Below are 15,007 nucleotides of genomic sequence, written 5' to 3'. Positions count from 1 at the left end.
ATGACCGATGACGTGAACGTCCCCCGCAAGCTCCGTGCCGTCGGGATCGCGGGCAGCCTCCGCGCCGGTTCCTACAATCAGCTGTTGCTCGACAACGTCATCCGGCTCTGCCCGGATGATCTGGTGATCGACCCGTTCACCCGGATGGCGGAGATTCCGCTGTTCAACGAGGACCATGCCCGCCAGGGTGAACCTCCCGCGGTGGCCGAGCTGCGAGAGGCCGTACGCGCTGCCGACGCGATCGTCATCGCGACCCCCGAGTACAACTACGGTGTCCCCGGGGTGCTCAAGAATGCGCTCGACTGGATCTCGATGCCACCGGGCAACTCCGGACTCGAGGGCAAGGCCGTCGCCCTCGTCGGTGCATCGCCGAGCATCCTCGGCACGGCGCGCGCGCAATCCCAATTGCGTCAGTCCTTCGTGTTCACCCAGTCCCATGTGGTGAACCATCCGGAGGTCTTCGTCACCCGAGCGCACACCCGTTTCGAGGACGGCAACCTCATCGACCCCGGGGCCACGAAGCTCATCGGACAGCTGCTGGCGAACACCGTGAGGCTGGTACGTACCCTCCGGTCGACCAGCGATCACACCACCGCCCCGGGAGCCACGCTGTGAGCGGTCCCCTCGCCGGAGTACGCGTGCTCGAACTCCAGGGCATGGGTCCGCTGCCCTTCGCAGGGATGCTGCTCTCCGATCTCGGCGCGGACGTCGTACGCATCGACCGTGTGGCACCGCGCGCCGACGCGCTCGTCGAACACGAGCCGGTTGCCAGAGGCCGCCGGTCCGTGGCCCTCGATCTCAAGAATCCCGACGCCGTCGCGACCTTCCTCCGTCTCTGCGAGAACGCGGATGCCGTGATCGAGGGCTTCCGTCCCGGTGTTGCCGAACGCCTCGGTATCGGTCCCGAGACTTGCCGTGTACGCAACCCGCGTCTGGTCTACGGGCGTATGACCGGTTGGGGCCAGGATGGCCCCCTCGCCCAGACCGCCGGCCACGACATCAACTACATCGCGCTCGCAGGCGCGCTCCACGGCATCGGGACACCCGAACGCCCAGTACCGCCCGGCAACATCGTCGGTGACTTCGCCGGCGGCGGCATGGTGCTCGCCCTCGGTGTGGTCAGCGCGCTCCTCGCGGCGAGGTCGTCCGGGCAGGGGCAGGTGGTCGATGCGGCAATCGTGGACGGGGCAGCGCTGCTCACCACCGCGATCCACGAACTCATCGCCTCCGGGGAATGGTCCGAAAAGCGGGGCAGCAATGTCCTCGACGGCGGTGCCGGTCACTACGACGTGTACGAGACGTCGGACCACCAGTTCGTCGCGATCGGCGCCCTGGAGTCCCGATTCTACGACGAACTGTGCGTCCGTCTGGGAATCGAGGTCGACCGCACCGCCGACCCGGCGGCGACGCGGTCCACCTTTGCCGAGTTGTTCGCGACCCGGACCCGGCAGGAGTGGTGCGACCTGCTCGAGGGCACCGACGCATGCTTCGCCCCGGTGCTCAGCCCGACCGAGGCGGCCCGGCATCCGGCGAACCGCGCCCGGAATGTCTTCGTCGAGATCGGCGGCGTCACACAACCGGCCCCGGCCCCGCGGTTCTCCCGCACGCCTCCCCGGACCCCGACGCCCGGGGCAGCGCCGGGTGCACATACTCGTGCCGTCCTGAGCGAGTGGGGCCTCGACACTGTAGAGATCGACGATCTCCTCGCCTGCGGCGCGGCCGGCCAGCGCCCGCATCAGCCGTGAACGAAAGGAACAGTTGAATGACCGACGAGCGCTTCAGCGCCGACGATCGTGCGGAGATCATCGAGACCTGCACGAAGATGACGTACTACATCGACGAGCGCCGGTGGGCCGACCTCCACGAGATCTTCACCCAGACCATCACTCTGGACTACGTGGGCGTCTTCGGCGGTGCTCCGACCGACACTCCCCGCACCGACTACGTCAGGAACGCCGAGCGTCTGCTCGGCAACCTCGACGCGACGCAACACCAGGTGTCCGGGCACCTCGTGAGCGGCTCGGGTGACGAGGCCAGGTGCATCTCCCAAGTGGTGGCCACCCACGTGAAGCCCAACAACAGCGGTGGACCGCTGTGGACCTCCGGAGGTCAGTACGACATGGGTCTCCGGCGAGGTGAGGACGGCTGGCGGATCAGCTCGGTGCGCGCGGTCCAGCGGTGGTGCACCGGCAACCGCGAGGTGATGAGGCTCGGCAAACGCGACGTGTAGTCCCACGTGCCCCGCCCGGGGGTCGTCGACCGGAACGGTTCGACGGCCCCCGGGCGTTTCGCTGTGCCTACCGTCAGTGCGGGCACCGCACGCTGTCCCTCTCCCGCCGGTAGACCCCCATCAGCTCCGTCGTGGATGTGTCCCCATCGGAGACCGCGACGCCGACATCGCACAGGTCGGCCGTCAACTCGAGTGCAGCCTTCTTGCCGAGTTCGACACCCCACTGGTCGAAAGAGTTGATGCCCCATATCGTTCCCTGCACGAAGACCAGGTGCTCGTAGAGCGCGATCAACTGCCCGAGGACCGATGGTGTGAGCCGGGGCGCGAGGATCGTCGTCGACGGACGGTCCCCGGACATAACCTTGTGCGGAACGAGTTCCTGCGCAACACCTTCGGCCTCGATCTCCGTCGCGGAGCGGCCGAACGCCAGGACCTTCGCCTGGGCGAACATGTTCGCGACCAGCACATCGTGCATCGACCCGTCAGGGTCGAGTTCCGCGACGCCGGCTGCCGAATTCACGAACCCGATGAAATCCACGGGAACCAGACGGGTGCCTTGATGGAGAAGCTGATGGAAGGCGTGCTGCCCGTTCGTTCCGGGCTCACCCCAGTAGATTTCGCCGGTCCGGGTGCCCACACCGGTGCCGTCGGATCGGACCGACTTGCCGTTGGACTCCATCACCAACTGCTGGAGATAGGCCGGAAACCTCGCGAGGTCGTTCGCGTACGGCAGTACCGCGTGTGTGTCGGCACCGAAGAAGCTCGCATACCAGACACCGAGCAGTCCGAGCAGCACCGGCGCGTTCGATTCGAGCGGCGCGGTGCGGAAATGCTGATCCATTCGCCTGAACCCGGTCAGGAACTCGCCGAACTGTTCGGGCCCGATGGCGACCATGAGACTGAGTCCGACGGCCGATCCCAACGAGTAGCGGCCGCCGACCCAGTCCCAGAAGCCGAACATGTTCGCTCGCTCGATGCCGAACGCTTCAACTCGTTCGACATCACTCGATACCGCAACGAAATGCAGGGGTACAGCGTCCTCCCCGAGCGCATTCGTCAACCAACGGCGGGCCGCGGTTGCATTGGTCAGGGTTTCCAGAGTCGAAAACGTCTTCGAAACCACCACGAAGAGAGTGGTTTCCGGCTCGAACCCGGCCAGCGCGGAGGCCAGGTCCGCGGGGTCGACATTCGACACGAAGCGCACGTCCGGGCCGTCGACACAGGACCGCAGGGCGCGGTATGCCATGGCGGGGCCGAGGTCGGATCCGCCGATTCCGATGTTCACGACGGATCGGATTCGACGGCCCGTTGCGCCACGCCACCGGCCGGATCGGAGGCGATCGGCAAAGTCTGCCATTCGGTCGAGAACCTCATGCACGTCGTCGACGACGTGCTCACCGTCGACGACCAGTCGGGCGCCCCGAGACGCTCGCAGTGCCGTGTGCAGCACCGCCCGATCCTCGGTGCTGTTGATGCGCTTGCCGTCGAACATCGCCTCACGGCACCGTTCGACACCGGCCGATCGTGCCAGCGCGGTCAACAGGTCGAGCGTCTCCGCTGTGACGAGGTGCTTACTGAAGTCGATGTAGAGATCGCCGGCGCTCACGGTGAGGCGGCGGCCGCGGCCCGGGTCCGATGCGAACAGTGTGCGCAGATCGGTCGACGCGATTGTGCACTGATGCGCCGTGAGCTCCTGCCACAACGCGGATTTCGTGACATCGACGGCGGTCATGACAATGCACGCAGCCGCGGTGCCAGGTCGCGCTCGAACAGCTCCAGGAACCGGCGCTGGTCGTGGCCGGGGGCGTGGAAGACCAGGTGGTTCAGGCCCGCGTCGGTGTACTGCTTGACCTGCTCGACCGCCTCGTCGGGGTCGGAGGCGACGATCCACCGCTTGGCGACCTGCTCGATCGGCAGGGCGTCCGCGGCCGCCTCCATCTCGATCGGGTCCTCGATGGAGTGCTTCTGCTCGGGCGTCAGCGACAGCGGCGCCCAGAACCGGGTGTTCTCCAGGGCCAGTTCGGGGTCGGTGTCGTAGGAGATCTTGATCTCGATCATCCGGTCGATATCGGACGACCTTCGCCCCGCTTTCTCGAGTCCTTCGGACACCGCGGGCATCAGCTTCTCGGTGTAGAGGTCCATGCCCTTGCCCGAGGTGCAGATGAAGCCGTCACCCGCGCGGCCCGCGTACCGGGCGACCACCGGGCCGCCTGCCGCGATGTACACGGGGATGCCGCCCTCGGGGACGTCGTAGATCGAGGCGCCGGTGGTGCGGTAGTACTCGCCCTCGAAGTCGGTGCGCTCGCCGGTCCACAGCTGGCGCATCAACTGCACCGACTCGCGCAGCCGCGCGAACCGCTCCTTGAACTCCGGCCACTCGCCCTGGTAGCCCGTGGCGATCTCGTTGAGAGCCTCACCGGTGCCGACGCCGAGCATGATGCGTCCCGGGTACAGGCAGCCCATCGTCGCGAACGCCTGGGCCACGACGGCCGGGTTGTAGCGGAAGGTCGGGGTCATCACCGAGGTGCCCAGCTGCAGCGTCGTGGTGCGCTCGCCGACCGCGGTCATCCAGGCGAGGGAGAACGGCGCGTGCCCACCGTTGTGCCGCCACGGCTGGAAATGATCCGACACCGTGGCCGAGTCCATCCCGTGCGCCTCGGCCAGGACGGCGAGTTCCACCAACTCGCGCGGCCCGAACTGCTCCGCAGAAGCCTTGTAGCCCAACCGCAGGTTCATGCAGGCAACCCCTTCAGACGTACATCGTGACCACCGAACTGATTGCGCAAGGCCGAGACAGCCTTCATCGCTGGGGAATCAGGTTGGCGGGAAGAGAATCTGGCGAACAACGCCGCCGAGATCACTGGTGCGGGTACGGCGTGCGCGATCGCTTCTTCGACCGCCCATCGACCCTCGCCGGAATCGTCCGTATGGCCGGTCAAACGTTCGAAACCCGGATCGTCCATATCCGCGGCTACCAGCAACTCCAGGAGCCACGACCGCACAACCGTGCCTCTCTGCCAAGCCTTCAGGACCGAGCCGACGTCGGCGATAAGAGGCTCCGCGGCAAGCAGTTCGTAGCCTTCTGCGTAGGACTGCATGAGTCCGTATTCGATGGCATTGTGGACCATTTTCGCGTAGTGCCCGGCACCGACCGGTCCGGCATGGACGAACCCCTCGTCATGCGGACCGGCCGGGCTGAGCGCATCAAAGATCGGCATGGCGCGGGCGACGTCGTCCGCGGCGCCCCCGACCATCAGGCCGTACCCCTCCTGCAGGCCCCAAACACCGCCGGACACACCGCAATCGAGATAGCCGATTCCCTGGTTCCCCAGTAGTGCGCAGTGGTCCTTGTCATCGGTGAACCGGGAGTTTCCCCCATCGACCACGAGATCCCCGGCCTCGAGTAGGTGGCTCAACTGTTCGATGACGGTTCGCGTCGGCTCGCCTGCCGGAACCATCACCCACAGCACCCTCGGCGCTGGCAAGCGGGCAACCAATTCCTGGAGCGACTCCACGTCACTCACGGTGGTTCCGGGATCGAACCCGACGACGTCGTGCCCGGCACCGCGTAAGCGTTCGCGCATGTTCGCACCCATCCGGCCCAGGCCGATCAGACCCATCTGCATTGAAACTCCTCGGAATCAGTGTGTTGCGCCCGAACGGAAGCCGACATGCACGAATTCGCGCAGTCGTTGCGTGAAATCATGCAAACTGCTGCGCCATCTGTCAATATCTGCGCAACCCGGGAGCTACAATGTGTCGGGCCGCCCGGCCGGCAGGGGCCGGCACCGTCCGAGGAGGAACTGGTTTGTCCGGGAGTGCACAGCGTCGCGAGGACATACTTCACAGGCTCGTTGCAGACGGCTACGTCGAAGCAAAGGCGCTGTCACGGGAGCTCTGCGTGGACGCGTCCACCATCCGCCGCGATCTGGACGCCCTCGTTCGACTCGGCAAAGCCGAACGGACGCACGGCGGCGCGCGGCCGATCGACGGCGCGATGTCCGAGATCCCCTACGCGGTCAAGGAAGGCGATCACAGGGCGGAGAAGATCGCCATCGCCCGTGCGGCCGCGGACCTCGTACGCGACGGCGAGAGCGTCATTCTCGACAGCGGCTCCACCACATACCAGGTCGCGGCTGCGCTGCGGCACAGGACCGACCTGACGATCATCACCAACGACCTGCGAATCGGAAAGTACGTCGCGACATTCCCGGATGTCCGACTCCTGGTGACAGGCGGAGAACTCCTCGGGTCGGTATTCACGCTGGTCGGCGAGCGTTCCGTGGAGTTCCTCGCCGACTACTCCGTCGACTGGGCATTCCTCGGCGCCGACGCCATCGATCCCACCGCAGGGGTCACCAACACGAACACGCTCGAAGTCCCGATCAAGCGGGCCATGATCGCCGCCGCCGCTCGCTCGGCCGTCCTCGCAGACAGTTCGAAGTTCGGGCACAGGGCGCTGACCAGAGTGGCAGTGCTCGGCGAAGTCGACCTGATCATCACGGACTCAGGACTGGCCATCGATCACGTTGATCAGTACGGCGAGGGACTCATGCGCGTCAGCCCGGAAGAAGACCGTCTCGGCACGCGTCCCCGACACTAGACGGACTAGGCGCTGCGCGCCTGTGAGTCCTTCTGGCCCTTGTCGGGACCAGAAGGACTCACAGGCGGCGGAGCCGCCTAACGCAGGGCGTTGTCCAGGTCCGCCAGCAGGTCGGCGGTGTCCTCGAGCCCGACGGACAGCCGGACCACGCCGTCGGTGAGGCCAACGGCCGCACGGCCTTCCGGGCCCATCGCACGGTGCGTGGTGGTGGCCGGGTGGGTGATCAGCGACTTGGCGTCACCGAGGTTGTTCGAGATGTCGATCACCCGCAGCGCGTCGAGCACCTCGAAGGCCCGCTTCTTGGCCTCGCCGTCCGGCGCGTCGAGCTCGAAGGTGACGACCGTGCCGCCGCCGCTCATCTGCCGCTTGGCCAGATCGTGCTGCGGATGCGACTCCAGGTACGGGTACTTCACCCAGCGCACCGACTTGTGGCCCTCGAGGAACCGGGCGATCTGGAGCGCCGAGTCGACCGAGTGCCGCACCCGCACCGGCATCGTCTCGAGCCCCTTGAGCAGCGTCCACGCGTTGAACGGGCTCAGTGCGGGACCGGTGTGCCGCATCAGGTTCTGCACCGGACCCTCGATGTAGTCCTTGGGCCCGAGGATCGCGCCGCCAAGCACCCGGCCCTGGCCGTCGATGTGCTTGGTTCCGGAGTACACCACGATGTCCGCGCCCAGGTCGAGGCTGCGCTGCAGCAGCGGGGTGGCGAAGACGTTGTCCAGCACCACCTTTGCGCCGGCCGCATGCGCGAGCTCCGAGACCCGCGGGACGTCGACGAGCGACTGCATCGGGTTCGACGGGGTCTCGAAGAACACCGCGGTGGTCGGCACCGACAGCGCCTCTTCCCACTGCTCGAGGTCCTCACCGTCGACGAAGACCGTCTCCACGCCCCAGCGCGGCAGGATCTCGTTGCACACCACGAAGCAGGAGCCGAACAGGCTGCGCGCCGCTACCAGCCGGTCGCCCGCGCCGAGCAGCGCGCCGAGCGCCGTGAACACCGCGGACATGCCGCTCGAGGTCGCGAAGCAGGCCTCCGCGCCCTCGATCAGGCGCAGTCGCTCCTCGAACATCTTCACGGTCGGGTTGCCGTACCGGGAGTAGACGAAGTGGTCGACCTCCCCGGTGAACGCCTGCTCGGCCGCTCCCGCCGACTCGTAGACGAAGCCGGAGTTGAGGAACAACGCCTCGGAAGTCTCCTCGAACCCGGTGCGCATGATGCCGCCGCGCACGCCGAGCGTGCCGAGCCCGACATCCGGCGGGAGCTCGCGGTGGAAGGCCCCGCCCTGCGGGATGCCACTCACGACTGCCGCCACGGGAGTCCGAGGGCGCGCCAGCCGGCCGCCCCGCGGTGGCCGTCCGCGTCGATGCCGCCCTCGAAGCCGTCGAGGACGTTGTAGGCCGGCTCGATCCCGGCCGCGGTCGCGGCCTCGGCCGCACCGATGGAGCGCTGGCCGGATCGGCACAGGAAGACCGCAGGTCCGCCGGAGATCCCGGCCTCCTTGAGCTGGTCCACGAAGTTGTCGTTCCTGGACCCGGTGACGCTCACCCACTCGATGAGCACCGGCTGCCTGCCCAGTTCGGTGGTGTCGGGAACACCCACGAACCGCCATTCCGCGTCGGTGCGAACATCGACGAGAACCGCCTCGGGATGCTCGCGCAGCAGGTCCCATGCCTGCTGCGGGGTGATGTCGCCTGCGTAGCTCATGGCATCAGTTTTTCACAGCCCGAGAATCCGTTCACGCTGCGGCGGCACCTTGGCCGCGCGCCCCCGCCGACCGGCACCTGGCAATGATTCCGCTCAGCCTGATCCACAGGGTTGCGCACAGGGCGGCCAGCCCGTAGTGAGGGACACAAGCAACAGTTGTGACCCCCCAACCGGGGGCTGCCTAGCGGTGGGGCGCCGGAGAGCGCAGGATTGACAGTTGCGGTTCGGGGCTCCCGCCTCGAACGACCGGTCGGGGTGTGCTTAGCCTAAGCTGGAAGCCGACCGGCGGGCCCGAGAACGGCCTGACCACTGCTCGAAACCGCTAGCGACTGCTAGCAGGTCGCTCGAAAATCACCGACTGTCCGCACATCGAAAAGGTAGTTCGCTCCCGATGACTCAGACCCGTCCTTTGCGCGTGGCCATCGTTGGTGCCGGCCCTGCCGGTATCTACGCCGCCGACGCCCTCATGAAGTCCGATACTGCCTCCGGACGCGGCGTGTCGATCGACCTGTTCGAGCGGATGCCCGCACCGTTCGGCCTGATCCGCTACGGCGTCGCCCCCGACCACCCGCGAATCAAGGGCATCATCACCGCCCTGCACAAGGTGCTCGACAAGCCGCAGGTCCGCCTGCTCGGCAACATCGACTACGGCACCGACATCACCCTCGACGACCTGCGCACCTTCTATGACGCGGTCATCTTCTCCACCGGCGCCAACGCCGACCGGGCGCTCAACATCCCGGGCATCGAGCTCGACGGCAGCTACGGCGCCGCCGACTTCGTCTCCTGGTACGACGGCCACCCCGATGTCCCCCGCGCCTGGCCGCTGGAGGCCGAGAAGGTCGCCGTGCTCGGCGTCGGCAACGTCGCCCTCGACATCGCGCGCGTGCTCGCCAAGACCGGCGACGAGCTGCTGCCGACCGAGATCCCGGCGAACGTCTACGAGGGCCTGAAGAACAACAAGGCCGTCGAGGTCCACGTCTTCGGCCGCCGCGGCCCGGCGCAGGCCAAGTTCACGCCGCTGGAGCTGCGCGAGCTCGACCACTCGCCCACCATCGAGGTCATCGTCGACCCCGAGGACATCGACTACGACGAGGGCTCCGAGGCCGCGCGCCGCGGCTCGAAGCAGGTCGACATGGTCGCCAACACCCTGCAGGACTGGGCCATCCGCGACCAGGGCAACCGCCCGCACAAGCTGTTCCTGCACTTCTTCGAGTCGCCCACCGAGGTGCTCGGCGAGGACGGCAAGGTCGTCGGCCTGCGCACCGAGCGCACCGAGCTGGACGGCACCGGCAACGTCCGCGGCACCGGCAAGTTCAACGACTGGGACGTCCAGGCCGTCTACCGCGCCGTCGGCTACCTGTCGCAGAACATCGCGAAGCTGCCGTTCGACGACCAGGCCGGGACCGTCCCCAACGAGGCGGGCCGGGTCATCGGCGAGGACGGCAACCACATCGCGGGCACCTACGTCACCGGCTGGATCAAGCGCGGCCCGGTCGGCCTGATCGGCCACACCAAGGGAGACGCCAACGAGACCATCGCCTGCCTGCTCGAGGACGCCCCCGGCTTCGAGGGCGCAGCGCAGCCCGAGGAGGACGCGGTCGTGACGTTCCTCGAGGGCAAGCAGGTCCCGTTCACCACCTGGGACGGCTGGTACCGCCTCGACGCCCACGAGCGTTCCCTCGGCGAGCCCGAGGGCCGCGAGCGCATCAAGGTCGTCGAGCGCGAGGACATGTTGCGCGCGTCGCAGCAGTAGGCTTCTTCAGATCGAGGTGGCGTTCGGCCCGCTGAGCGGGCCGGACGCCACACTTTTGTCACCGACAAGGCATGCTCTTACAGTGTTTGACGCCCACGTACACATCATCGATCCCCGGTTCCCGCTGGTGGAGAACGACGGCTACCTGCCGGAACCGTTCACCATCGCCGACTATCGCAAGCGGGTCGACGGCTTCGGCGTGGACGGCGGCGCGGTGGTGACCGCGTCGTATCAGGGCACCGACCAGGCCTACCTGGTCGCCGCGCTGCAGGAGCTCGGCCCCGGTTGGGTGGGCGTGACCCAGCTCGCCGAGGACGCCACCGACGAGGACATCGTCGCGCTGGACAAGGCAGGCGTCCGGGCACTGCGCTTCAATCTGCGCCGCAGCGCCACCGACCTCAAACTGCTGGCCACGCAGGCGCAGCGGGCCTGGGACCTGGTGGGCTGGCACGCGGAGTTCTACGTGGACGCGGCGCTGCTGCTGTCCCTGGAGCCGGTGTTCAAGAAGCTGCCCGCCGTGAGCATCGACCATCTCGGCATGTCCACCAGGGGCCTGCCCTACCTGCTCAACCTGGTCGACCGCGGCGTCAAGGTGAAGGCCACCGGCTTCGGCCGGGCCACCATCGACGACGTGGGCGACGCGCTGCGCCGCATCCACGCCGTGAACCCCGAGTCGTTGATGTTCGGCACGGACCTGCCCGGGACCAGAGCCAGGCGGGCCTTCGAGGCCGCGGACCTCGACATCGTCGCGGACGCGGTGGGCGACGACCTCGAGGCGGTCCTCGGCGGCAACGCCCGCGCCTGGTACCGGCTCACCTGACCGGGCGACAAACGGATCGGGCCTCTGCCGCCACTCCTAGAGGTGGCGGCAGAGGCCCGTTCGCCCCACGGAGAGGCGGGGTGGAGCATGACTACTTCGACGATCCACCCGTCGGGGCGGACGAGCCGTCGAGGATGCCGAAGACGGTGGACAGCGCGCCGAACAGGTCGGACAGATCAGACGAGGACATCGGTGCTCCTTAGCGGTTGCGGGATTGTCGACGCCACGAGACCCAGCGTCCAGATAGTTGTACCCGACGTCCCGGCCGCTTTCAGTGCTCGGAGGGTGAACGCGGGTTGAAACCTTCCCGGTTCCCCTACGCGAAGATCGCTGCGGCCAACCAGATCCCGGCCGCCAGCAGCGCGCCGAGCAGTTCCACCAGGATCGACAGCCCAACGGCCTTCGTCGCGTGCACGGTCGAACGCCATGCATCCGAGTGTGTGCGGTGGCGCTGTACCTCCGCCAGGTAGGTGCCGAGCAGGAAGCCGATCAGCAGGCCGACGACCGGGATCACGAAGAACCCGACGATCCCCAGCAGCGCGCCCGCGACCAGCGACCGCTTGGGCACGCCCGCGTCGCGCATCCGGCGTCCCGGCCAGGTGTACTTGACGACACCCGACACGACCAGCAGCACGGCCGCCGCGGCGAACACCGACCACCCGGTCCCGGTGCCTTCGAGGATCGCCCAGACCGCAATGGCCCCCAGGATCAGCAGCGCACCGGGCAGGATCGGCAGCACGACCCCCACCAGTCCCACCACGATCGCCAACCCGATCAGGACCTCAACACCGACGCTCACGGGCGACACTGTGCCAGACCGCGGACCGGCGCAGGCGCGCACGCCACAATGGCCGGATGGAACTGGGGATCGACACCACGCTGACCCTGCTCGCCGCCGGGCTGATCTTCCTGCTCGCACTCGGTCTCGGCGTGTGGAAGTACCGGCAGATGGCGCTGTCGGAGAACCACCTCGCGCACCCGTACGTGGACATCGCGCACCGGGCGGCACTGCTGTATTCCTTTGCGACCCTGCTGATCGCGGTGTTCGTCGAGCTCAGCGCCTGGCCGACCTGGGTGAACCTGGTGGCCGCGGCCGTGACGGTCTTCTTCTTCGTCGGCGCGATCGCGAGCTATGTCGTGCACGGCGCCAAGCGGGACACCACCAACCAGTTCGAGCATCCGGACCTGGGTCTGCACCTGGCGATGATCGCGCTGATCGCCGGCGAGATGGGCGGTTTCGCGGTACTGCTGGCCGGGTTCGCCCGCGGGCAGCTGCTCGGCTGACCGCTACGCCGGGACCTGGTGCAGCGACAGCACGTTCGCGTGCGGGTCCCGGAACCACGCGATCCTGGTGCCGTCGGGGCCCGTCCAGGCGTCGTGCTCGTCCTGATCCAGGCCCGGGTACCGGCTGAACTCCACCCCCTTGGACCGCAGTTCCTCGACCGCCGCGTCCAGGTCGTCCATCTGCCAGCCGAGTACCGTGTACCCGGTGTCCGCCTTCGACTGCACCAGGGTGATCCGGAGTTCGACCCCGTTCCCACCGTCGACCACCAGCGCAAACGGGGTCCGTTCGGTGAGGGTGAGCCCCAGCGTGTCTACGTAGAACATCGCCGAGACGTCGAGGTCCGTGCTGGGCGCGAACGCCACGAGTCGACCGGGGAAGGCCATGGCCTCACTCTGCTCGGCCGGTCGCGAACAGGCAAGACCCCCGCCCCTACGGGCCCCTCTCGAGCCGATCCGTGACCCGCGGCACACACCCCATTGGCCACGGGTTAACGTCTGTTAATTCACGCAATATCGTGCTCAGAACGAGGAGAATCCGTGTCCGCAGAAGACGTAAGGAAAGGCCCGCTCGCGGGCGTCCGCGTGGTCGAACTGGCAGGCATCGGGCCGGGACCGCACGCCGCGCTGCTGCTCGCCGACCTCGGCGCCGATGTCGTCCGGGTACAGCGCGCCGGGATGATCCCCGGCCCCGACAAGCGTCACGACCAGACCCAGCGCGGCCGCCGGATCGTCGAGGCCAACCTCAAGGACCCGGCCGACATCGAGAAGGTCCTCGGCCTGCTCGAGCGCGCCGACGTCCTGATCGAGGGCTTCCGGCCCGGTGTCACCGAGCGGATGGGGCTCGGCCCCGACGTGGTCCTCGAGCGCAATCCGCGCCTGGTCTACGGCCGGATGACCGGCTGGGGCCAGGAGGGACCGCTCGCGCAGTCCGCAGGCCACGACATCAACTACATCTCCCTGACCGGCGTGTTGCACGCCATCGGCCGCAAGGGCGAGCGCCCGGTGCCGCCGCTGAACATGGTCGGCGACTTCGGCGGCGGCTCCATGTTCCTGGTGTTCGGCATCCTCGCCGCCCTCGTCGAACGGCAGAACTCCGGCAAGGGCCAGGTCGTGGACGCCGCGATGGTCGACGGCACGCTGGCCCTCTCGCACATGATCTGGAGCTTCCGCGGACAGGGGGTGTGGTCGGATGAGCGCGGCGTGAACATGCTCGACACCGGTGCGCCCTACTACGACACCTACGAGACCGCGGACGGCAAGTACATGGCCGTCGGCGCGATCGAGCCGCAGTTCTACGCGGTGCTGCTCCAGGGATTGGAGCTCGATCCCACCGAACTGCCCGGCCAGAACGAGGCGAACGCGTGGCCGGAGCTGCGAAAGGTGTTCACCGAGCGCTTCCTGTCCAAGACCCGCGACGAGTGGACCGCGATCTTCGAGGGCACCGACGCCTGCACCACCCCGGTCCTGACCTTCGCCGAGGCCCCCGACAACGCGCACATCGCGGCCCGCGGTTCGCTCGTCGAGCTCGACAAGGTCACCCAGCACCGCCCGGCGCCGCGGTTCTCGCGGACCGAGACCGGCCTCCCGACCCCGCCGCCGAGCGCGGCCGTCGACGCGGCCGACATCTGGACGTAGCGGGTCGCGATTCGCACGCCACGAGGGCGGGTGGGGTCATCCTGTCGGGAAACCCCGCCCGCCCCTTTTCGGCACCGGAGCCGGATCACGCGGGCGCCGAGAGTGATTCGAAGATCTCCCGGTAATACCGATGCGCCATGAAGTGGCCGCCCGGACGCGTGCGCAGCCGTGCGCCGGGGATCCGCCGGGCCAGCTCCCTCGGCCATGCGCTCGGGACGAGTTCGTCGTCGTCGCCGTACCAGACGTCGACCGGCACTGCGAGGTCCTCGGGACCGAATCCCCACGGCCGCATCCAGGCTCGGTAGTCCTCCACCATCCCCCGGCCGCCGCGCAACGCCGCACCCGTCATGGCGGCGAAGTTCGCGACGGGCTCGCCCAGGATCACCTCGGCGTCCGCCCTGCCGAGTCCCCTGGCCGAGACCCGGGTGAACAGCGTCGGCGCGGACCGTGCCGTCACACCCATCGCCTGGAACACGACCCGCGCCACCGGCGCGGCGCGCTGGGACAGCCGCGTGAACACGCGATCCATCGTGGGCAACCGGTCGAACACGCCGTCCTCGGTCAGCGGTAGTGCCCCCGCGACGATCGCCACCCTGTTCAGTCGCGGGGCCAACGCGAACCCGAGGGCCGCGGCGTACTGTCCGCCCATCGACCACCCCATCGCCGACATCCGGTCGACCTCGAGGTGATCGGCCAGCTCCTCGACGTCACGCGCCCAGTCCAGCGGCGTCCGTCCCGGCAGCGGATCGGAGAGCCCGATGCCGGGACGGTCCGGCGAGACCAACCGGATCCCTGCGTCGTGGGCGACGGCCGACGCGGCCGCCACGTCGAGCCGTCCCGCCAGCCCACCGTGGGCGTTCACGACGACGAATCCGGCCGGGTCACCGTAGTCCGCAAAACCCAACAGACGGCCGTCGCGCAGGCGAATGACGCGATCCTGTGGTCCAACGTGATCTCGGCGCACCGGAGCCTCC

16 protein-coding genes are annotated in these 15,007 nt (G+C 68.0%); 8 read left to right on the top strand and 8 right to left on the bottom strand.

Going from position 1 to position 15,007, the window contains the following annotated elements; all coding sequences use genetic code 11:
* Genes C8K38_RS02480 through C8K38_RS02470 form a run of 3 tightly spaced genes read left to right on the top strand, consistent with a single transcriptional unit; the run spans nucleotide 1 to nucleotide 2,230 of the window.
* Entirely contained in the window at nucleotides 1-615 is a 615-nt protein-coding gene (locus C8K38_RS02480; protein WP_097210101.1) for an NADPH-dependent FMN reductase, read from the top strand.
* Nucleotides 612-1,745, top strand: coding sequence for a CaiB/BaiF CoA transferase family protein (locus C8K38_RS02475; RefSeq protein ID WP_097210100.1), 1,134 nt, complete (start codon nucleotides 612-614; stop codon nucleotides 1,743-1,745). Before C8K38_RS02480 ends, C8K38_RS02475 begins: the two co-directional genes overlap by 4 nt.
* Nucleotides 1,746-1,762: 17 nt before the next feature.
* Nucleotides 1,763-2,230, top strand: coding sequence for a nuclear transport factor 2 family protein (locus tag C8K38_RS02470; RefSeq protein WP_097210099.1), 468 nt, complete (start codon nucleotides 1,763-1,765; stop codon nucleotides 2,228-2,230).
* A gap of 73 nt (nucleotides 2,231-2,303) precedes the next feature.
* On the opposite strand, the gene pgi is transcribed toward C8K38_RS02470, so the two are convergent.
* Genes pgi through gnd form a run of 3 tightly spaced genes read right to left on the bottom strand, consistent with a single transcriptional unit; the run spans nucleotide 2,304 to nucleotide 5,856 of the window.
* Nucleotides 2,304-3,962 (bottom strand): glucose-6-phosphate isomerase, encoded by a 1,659-nt coding sequence (pgi, locus tag C8K38_RS02465; RefSeq protein WP_097210098.1) that lies wholly within the window; start codon nucleotides 3,960-3,962, stop codon nucleotides 2,304-2,306.
* Complete coding sequence (fgd, locus tag C8K38_RS02460; RefSeq protein ID WP_097210097.1) at nucleotides 3,959-4,966, bottom strand: glucose-6-phosphate dehydrogenase (coenzyme-F420); 1,008 nt, start codon at nucleotides 4,964-4,966, stop codon at nucleotides 3,959-3,961. Before fgd ends, pgi begins: the two co-directional genes overlap by 4 nt.
* A complete protein-coding gene (gnd, locus tag C8K38_RS02455) occupies nucleotides 4,963-5,856 on the bottom strand; it encodes a phosphogluconate dehydrogenase (NAD(+)-dependent, decarboxylating) (protein ID WP_097210096.1) in 894 nt (297 codons plus the stop codon). Before gnd ends, fgd begins: the two co-directional genes overlap by 4 nt.
* 128 nt (nucleotides 5,857-5,984) lie before the next feature.
* On the opposite strand from gnd, the gene C8K38_RS02450 reads away from it, so the two are divergent.
* Nucleotides 5,985-6,833, top strand: coding sequence for a DeoR/GlpR family DNA-binding transcription regulator (locus C8K38_RS02450; RefSeq protein WP_257017014.1), 849 nt, complete (start codon nucleotides 5,985-5,987; stop codon nucleotides 6,831-6,833).
* A gap of 77 nt (nucleotides 6,834-6,910) precedes the next feature.
* Here C8K38_RS02450 and C8K38_RS02445 read toward each other — a convergent pair whose 3' ends face one another.
* Nucleotides 6,911-8,134, bottom strand: a complete 1,224-nt coding sequence (locus C8K38_RS02445) for an O-succinylhomoserine sulfhydrylase (protein ID WP_097210326.1) — start codon at nucleotides 8,132-8,134, stop codon at nucleotides 6,911-6,913.
* The gene (locus C8K38_RS02440; RefSeq protein ID WP_097210094.1) at nucleotides 8,131-8,538 is read right to left on the bottom strand and encodes a rhodanese-like domain-containing protein; all 408 of its coding nucleotides are present in this window, start codon (nucleotides 8,536-8,538) and stop codon (nucleotides 8,131-8,133) included. Before C8K38_RS02440 ends, C8K38_RS02445 begins: the two co-directional genes overlap by 4 nt.
* A gap of 391 nt (nucleotides 8,539-8,929) precedes the next feature.
* Between C8K38_RS02440 and C8K38_RS02435 the strand changes: the two genes are divergently transcribed.
* Nucleotides 8,930-10,294, top strand: coding sequence for an FAD-dependent oxidoreductase (locus tag C8K38_RS02435; protein ID WP_097210093.1), 1,365 nt, complete (start codon nucleotides 8,930-8,932; stop codon nucleotides 10,292-10,294).
* A gap of 82 nt (nucleotides 10,295-10,376) precedes the next feature.
* Nucleotides 10,377-11,114 (top strand): amidohydrolase family protein, encoded by a 738-nt coding sequence (locus C8K38_RS02430; RefSeq protein WP_097210092.1) that lies wholly within the window; start codon nucleotides 10,377-10,379, stop codon nucleotides 11,112-11,114.
* 316 nt (nucleotides 11,115-11,430) lie between these two features.
* On the opposite strand, the gene C8K38_RS02425 is transcribed toward C8K38_RS02430, so the two are convergent.
* Nucleotides 11,431-11,913: a DUF456 domain-containing protein gene (locus C8K38_RS02425; RefSeq protein ID WP_097210091.1), complete on the bottom strand. Its 483-nt coding sequence runs from the start codon at nucleotides 11,911-11,913 to the stop codon at nucleotides 11,431-11,433.
* A 56-nt stretch (nucleotides 11,914-11,969) separates the two neighbouring features.
* On the opposite strand from C8K38_RS02425, the gene C8K38_RS02420 reads away from it, so the two are divergent.
* Nucleotides 11,970-12,398 (top strand): hypothetical protein, encoded by a 429-nt coding sequence (locus C8K38_RS02420; RefSeq protein ID WP_097210090.1) that lies wholly within the window; start codon nucleotides 11,970-11,972, stop codon nucleotides 12,396-12,398.
* Between the two features lie 3 nt (nucleotides 12,399-12,401).
* On the opposite strand, the gene C8K38_RS02415 is transcribed toward C8K38_RS02420, so the two are convergent.
* Entirely contained in the window at nucleotides 12,402-12,782 is a 381-nt protein-coding gene (locus tag C8K38_RS02415) for a VOC family protein (RefSeq protein ID WP_097210089.1), read from the bottom strand.
* Between the two features lie 153 nt (nucleotides 12,783-12,935).
* On the opposite strand from C8K38_RS02415, the gene C8K38_RS02410 reads away from it, so the two are divergent.
* Nucleotides 12,936-14,033 carry a CaiB/BaiF CoA transferase family protein gene (locus tag C8K38_RS02410; RefSeq protein ID WP_097210088.1) on the top strand — a complete coding sequence of 366 codons (1,098 nt, stop codon included), beginning with the start codon at nucleotides 12,936-12,938 and terminating at the stop codon, nucleotides 14,031-14,033.
* An 85-nt stretch (nucleotides 14,034-14,118) separates the two neighbouring features.
* Here C8K38_RS02410 and C8K38_RS02405 read toward each other — a convergent pair whose 3' ends face one another.
* Entirely contained in the window at nucleotides 14,119-14,997 is an 879-nt protein-coding gene (locus C8K38_RS02405; protein WP_097210087.1) for an alpha/beta fold hydrolase, read from the bottom strand.
* Nucleotides 14,998-15,007 lie beyond the last annotated feature (10 nt).

The organism is Rhodococcus sp. OK611 (assembly GCF_003050885.1).
Lineage (GTDB): Bacteria > Actinomycetota > Actinomycetes > Mycobacteriales > Mycobacteriaceae > Rhodococcus_G > Rhodococcus_G oryzae.
This window is presented reverse-complemented; position numbering and strand designations above follow the sequence as displayed.

Coding starts and splice junctions, on each gene's coding strand:
- C8K38_RS02450 (WP_257017014.1), top strand. CDS start 5,985: ATGTGTCGGGCCGCCCGGCCGGCAGGGGCCGGCACCGTCCGAGGAGGA.
- C8K38_RS02435 (WP_097210093.1), top strand. CDS start 8,930: ATGACTCAGACCCGTCCTTTGCGCGTGGCCATCGTTGGTGCCGGCCCT.
- gnd (WP_097210096.1), bottom strand. CDS start 5,856: ATGCAGATGGGTCTGATCGGCCTGGGCCGGATGGGTGCGAACATGCGC.
- pgi (WP_097210098.1), bottom strand. CDS start 3,962: ATGACCGCCGTCGATGTCACGAAATCCGCGTTGTGGCAGGAGCTCACG.
- C8K38_RS02415 (WP_097210089.1), bottom strand. CDS start 12,782: ATGGCCTTCCCCGGTCGACTCGTGGCGTTCGCGCCCAGCACGGACCTC.
- C8K38_RS02420 (WP_097210090.1), top strand. CDS start 11,970: ATGGAACTGGGGATCGACACCACGCTGACCCTGCTCGCCGCCGGGCTG.
- C8K38_RS02480 (WP_097210101.1), top strand. CDS start 1: ATGACCGATGACGTGAACGTCCCCCGCAAGCTCCGTGCCGTCGGGATC.
- C8K38_RS02440 (WP_097210094.1), bottom strand. CDS start 8,538: ATGAGCTACGCAGGCGACATCACCCCGCAGCAGGCATGGGACCTGCTG.
- fgd (WP_097210097.1), bottom strand. CDS start 4,966: ATGAACCTGCGGTTGGGCTACAAGGCTTCTGCGGAGCAGTTCGGGCCG.
- C8K38_RS02470 (WP_097210099.1), top strand. CDS start 1,763: ATGACCGACGAGCGCTTCAGCGCCGACGATCGTGCGGAGATCATCGAG.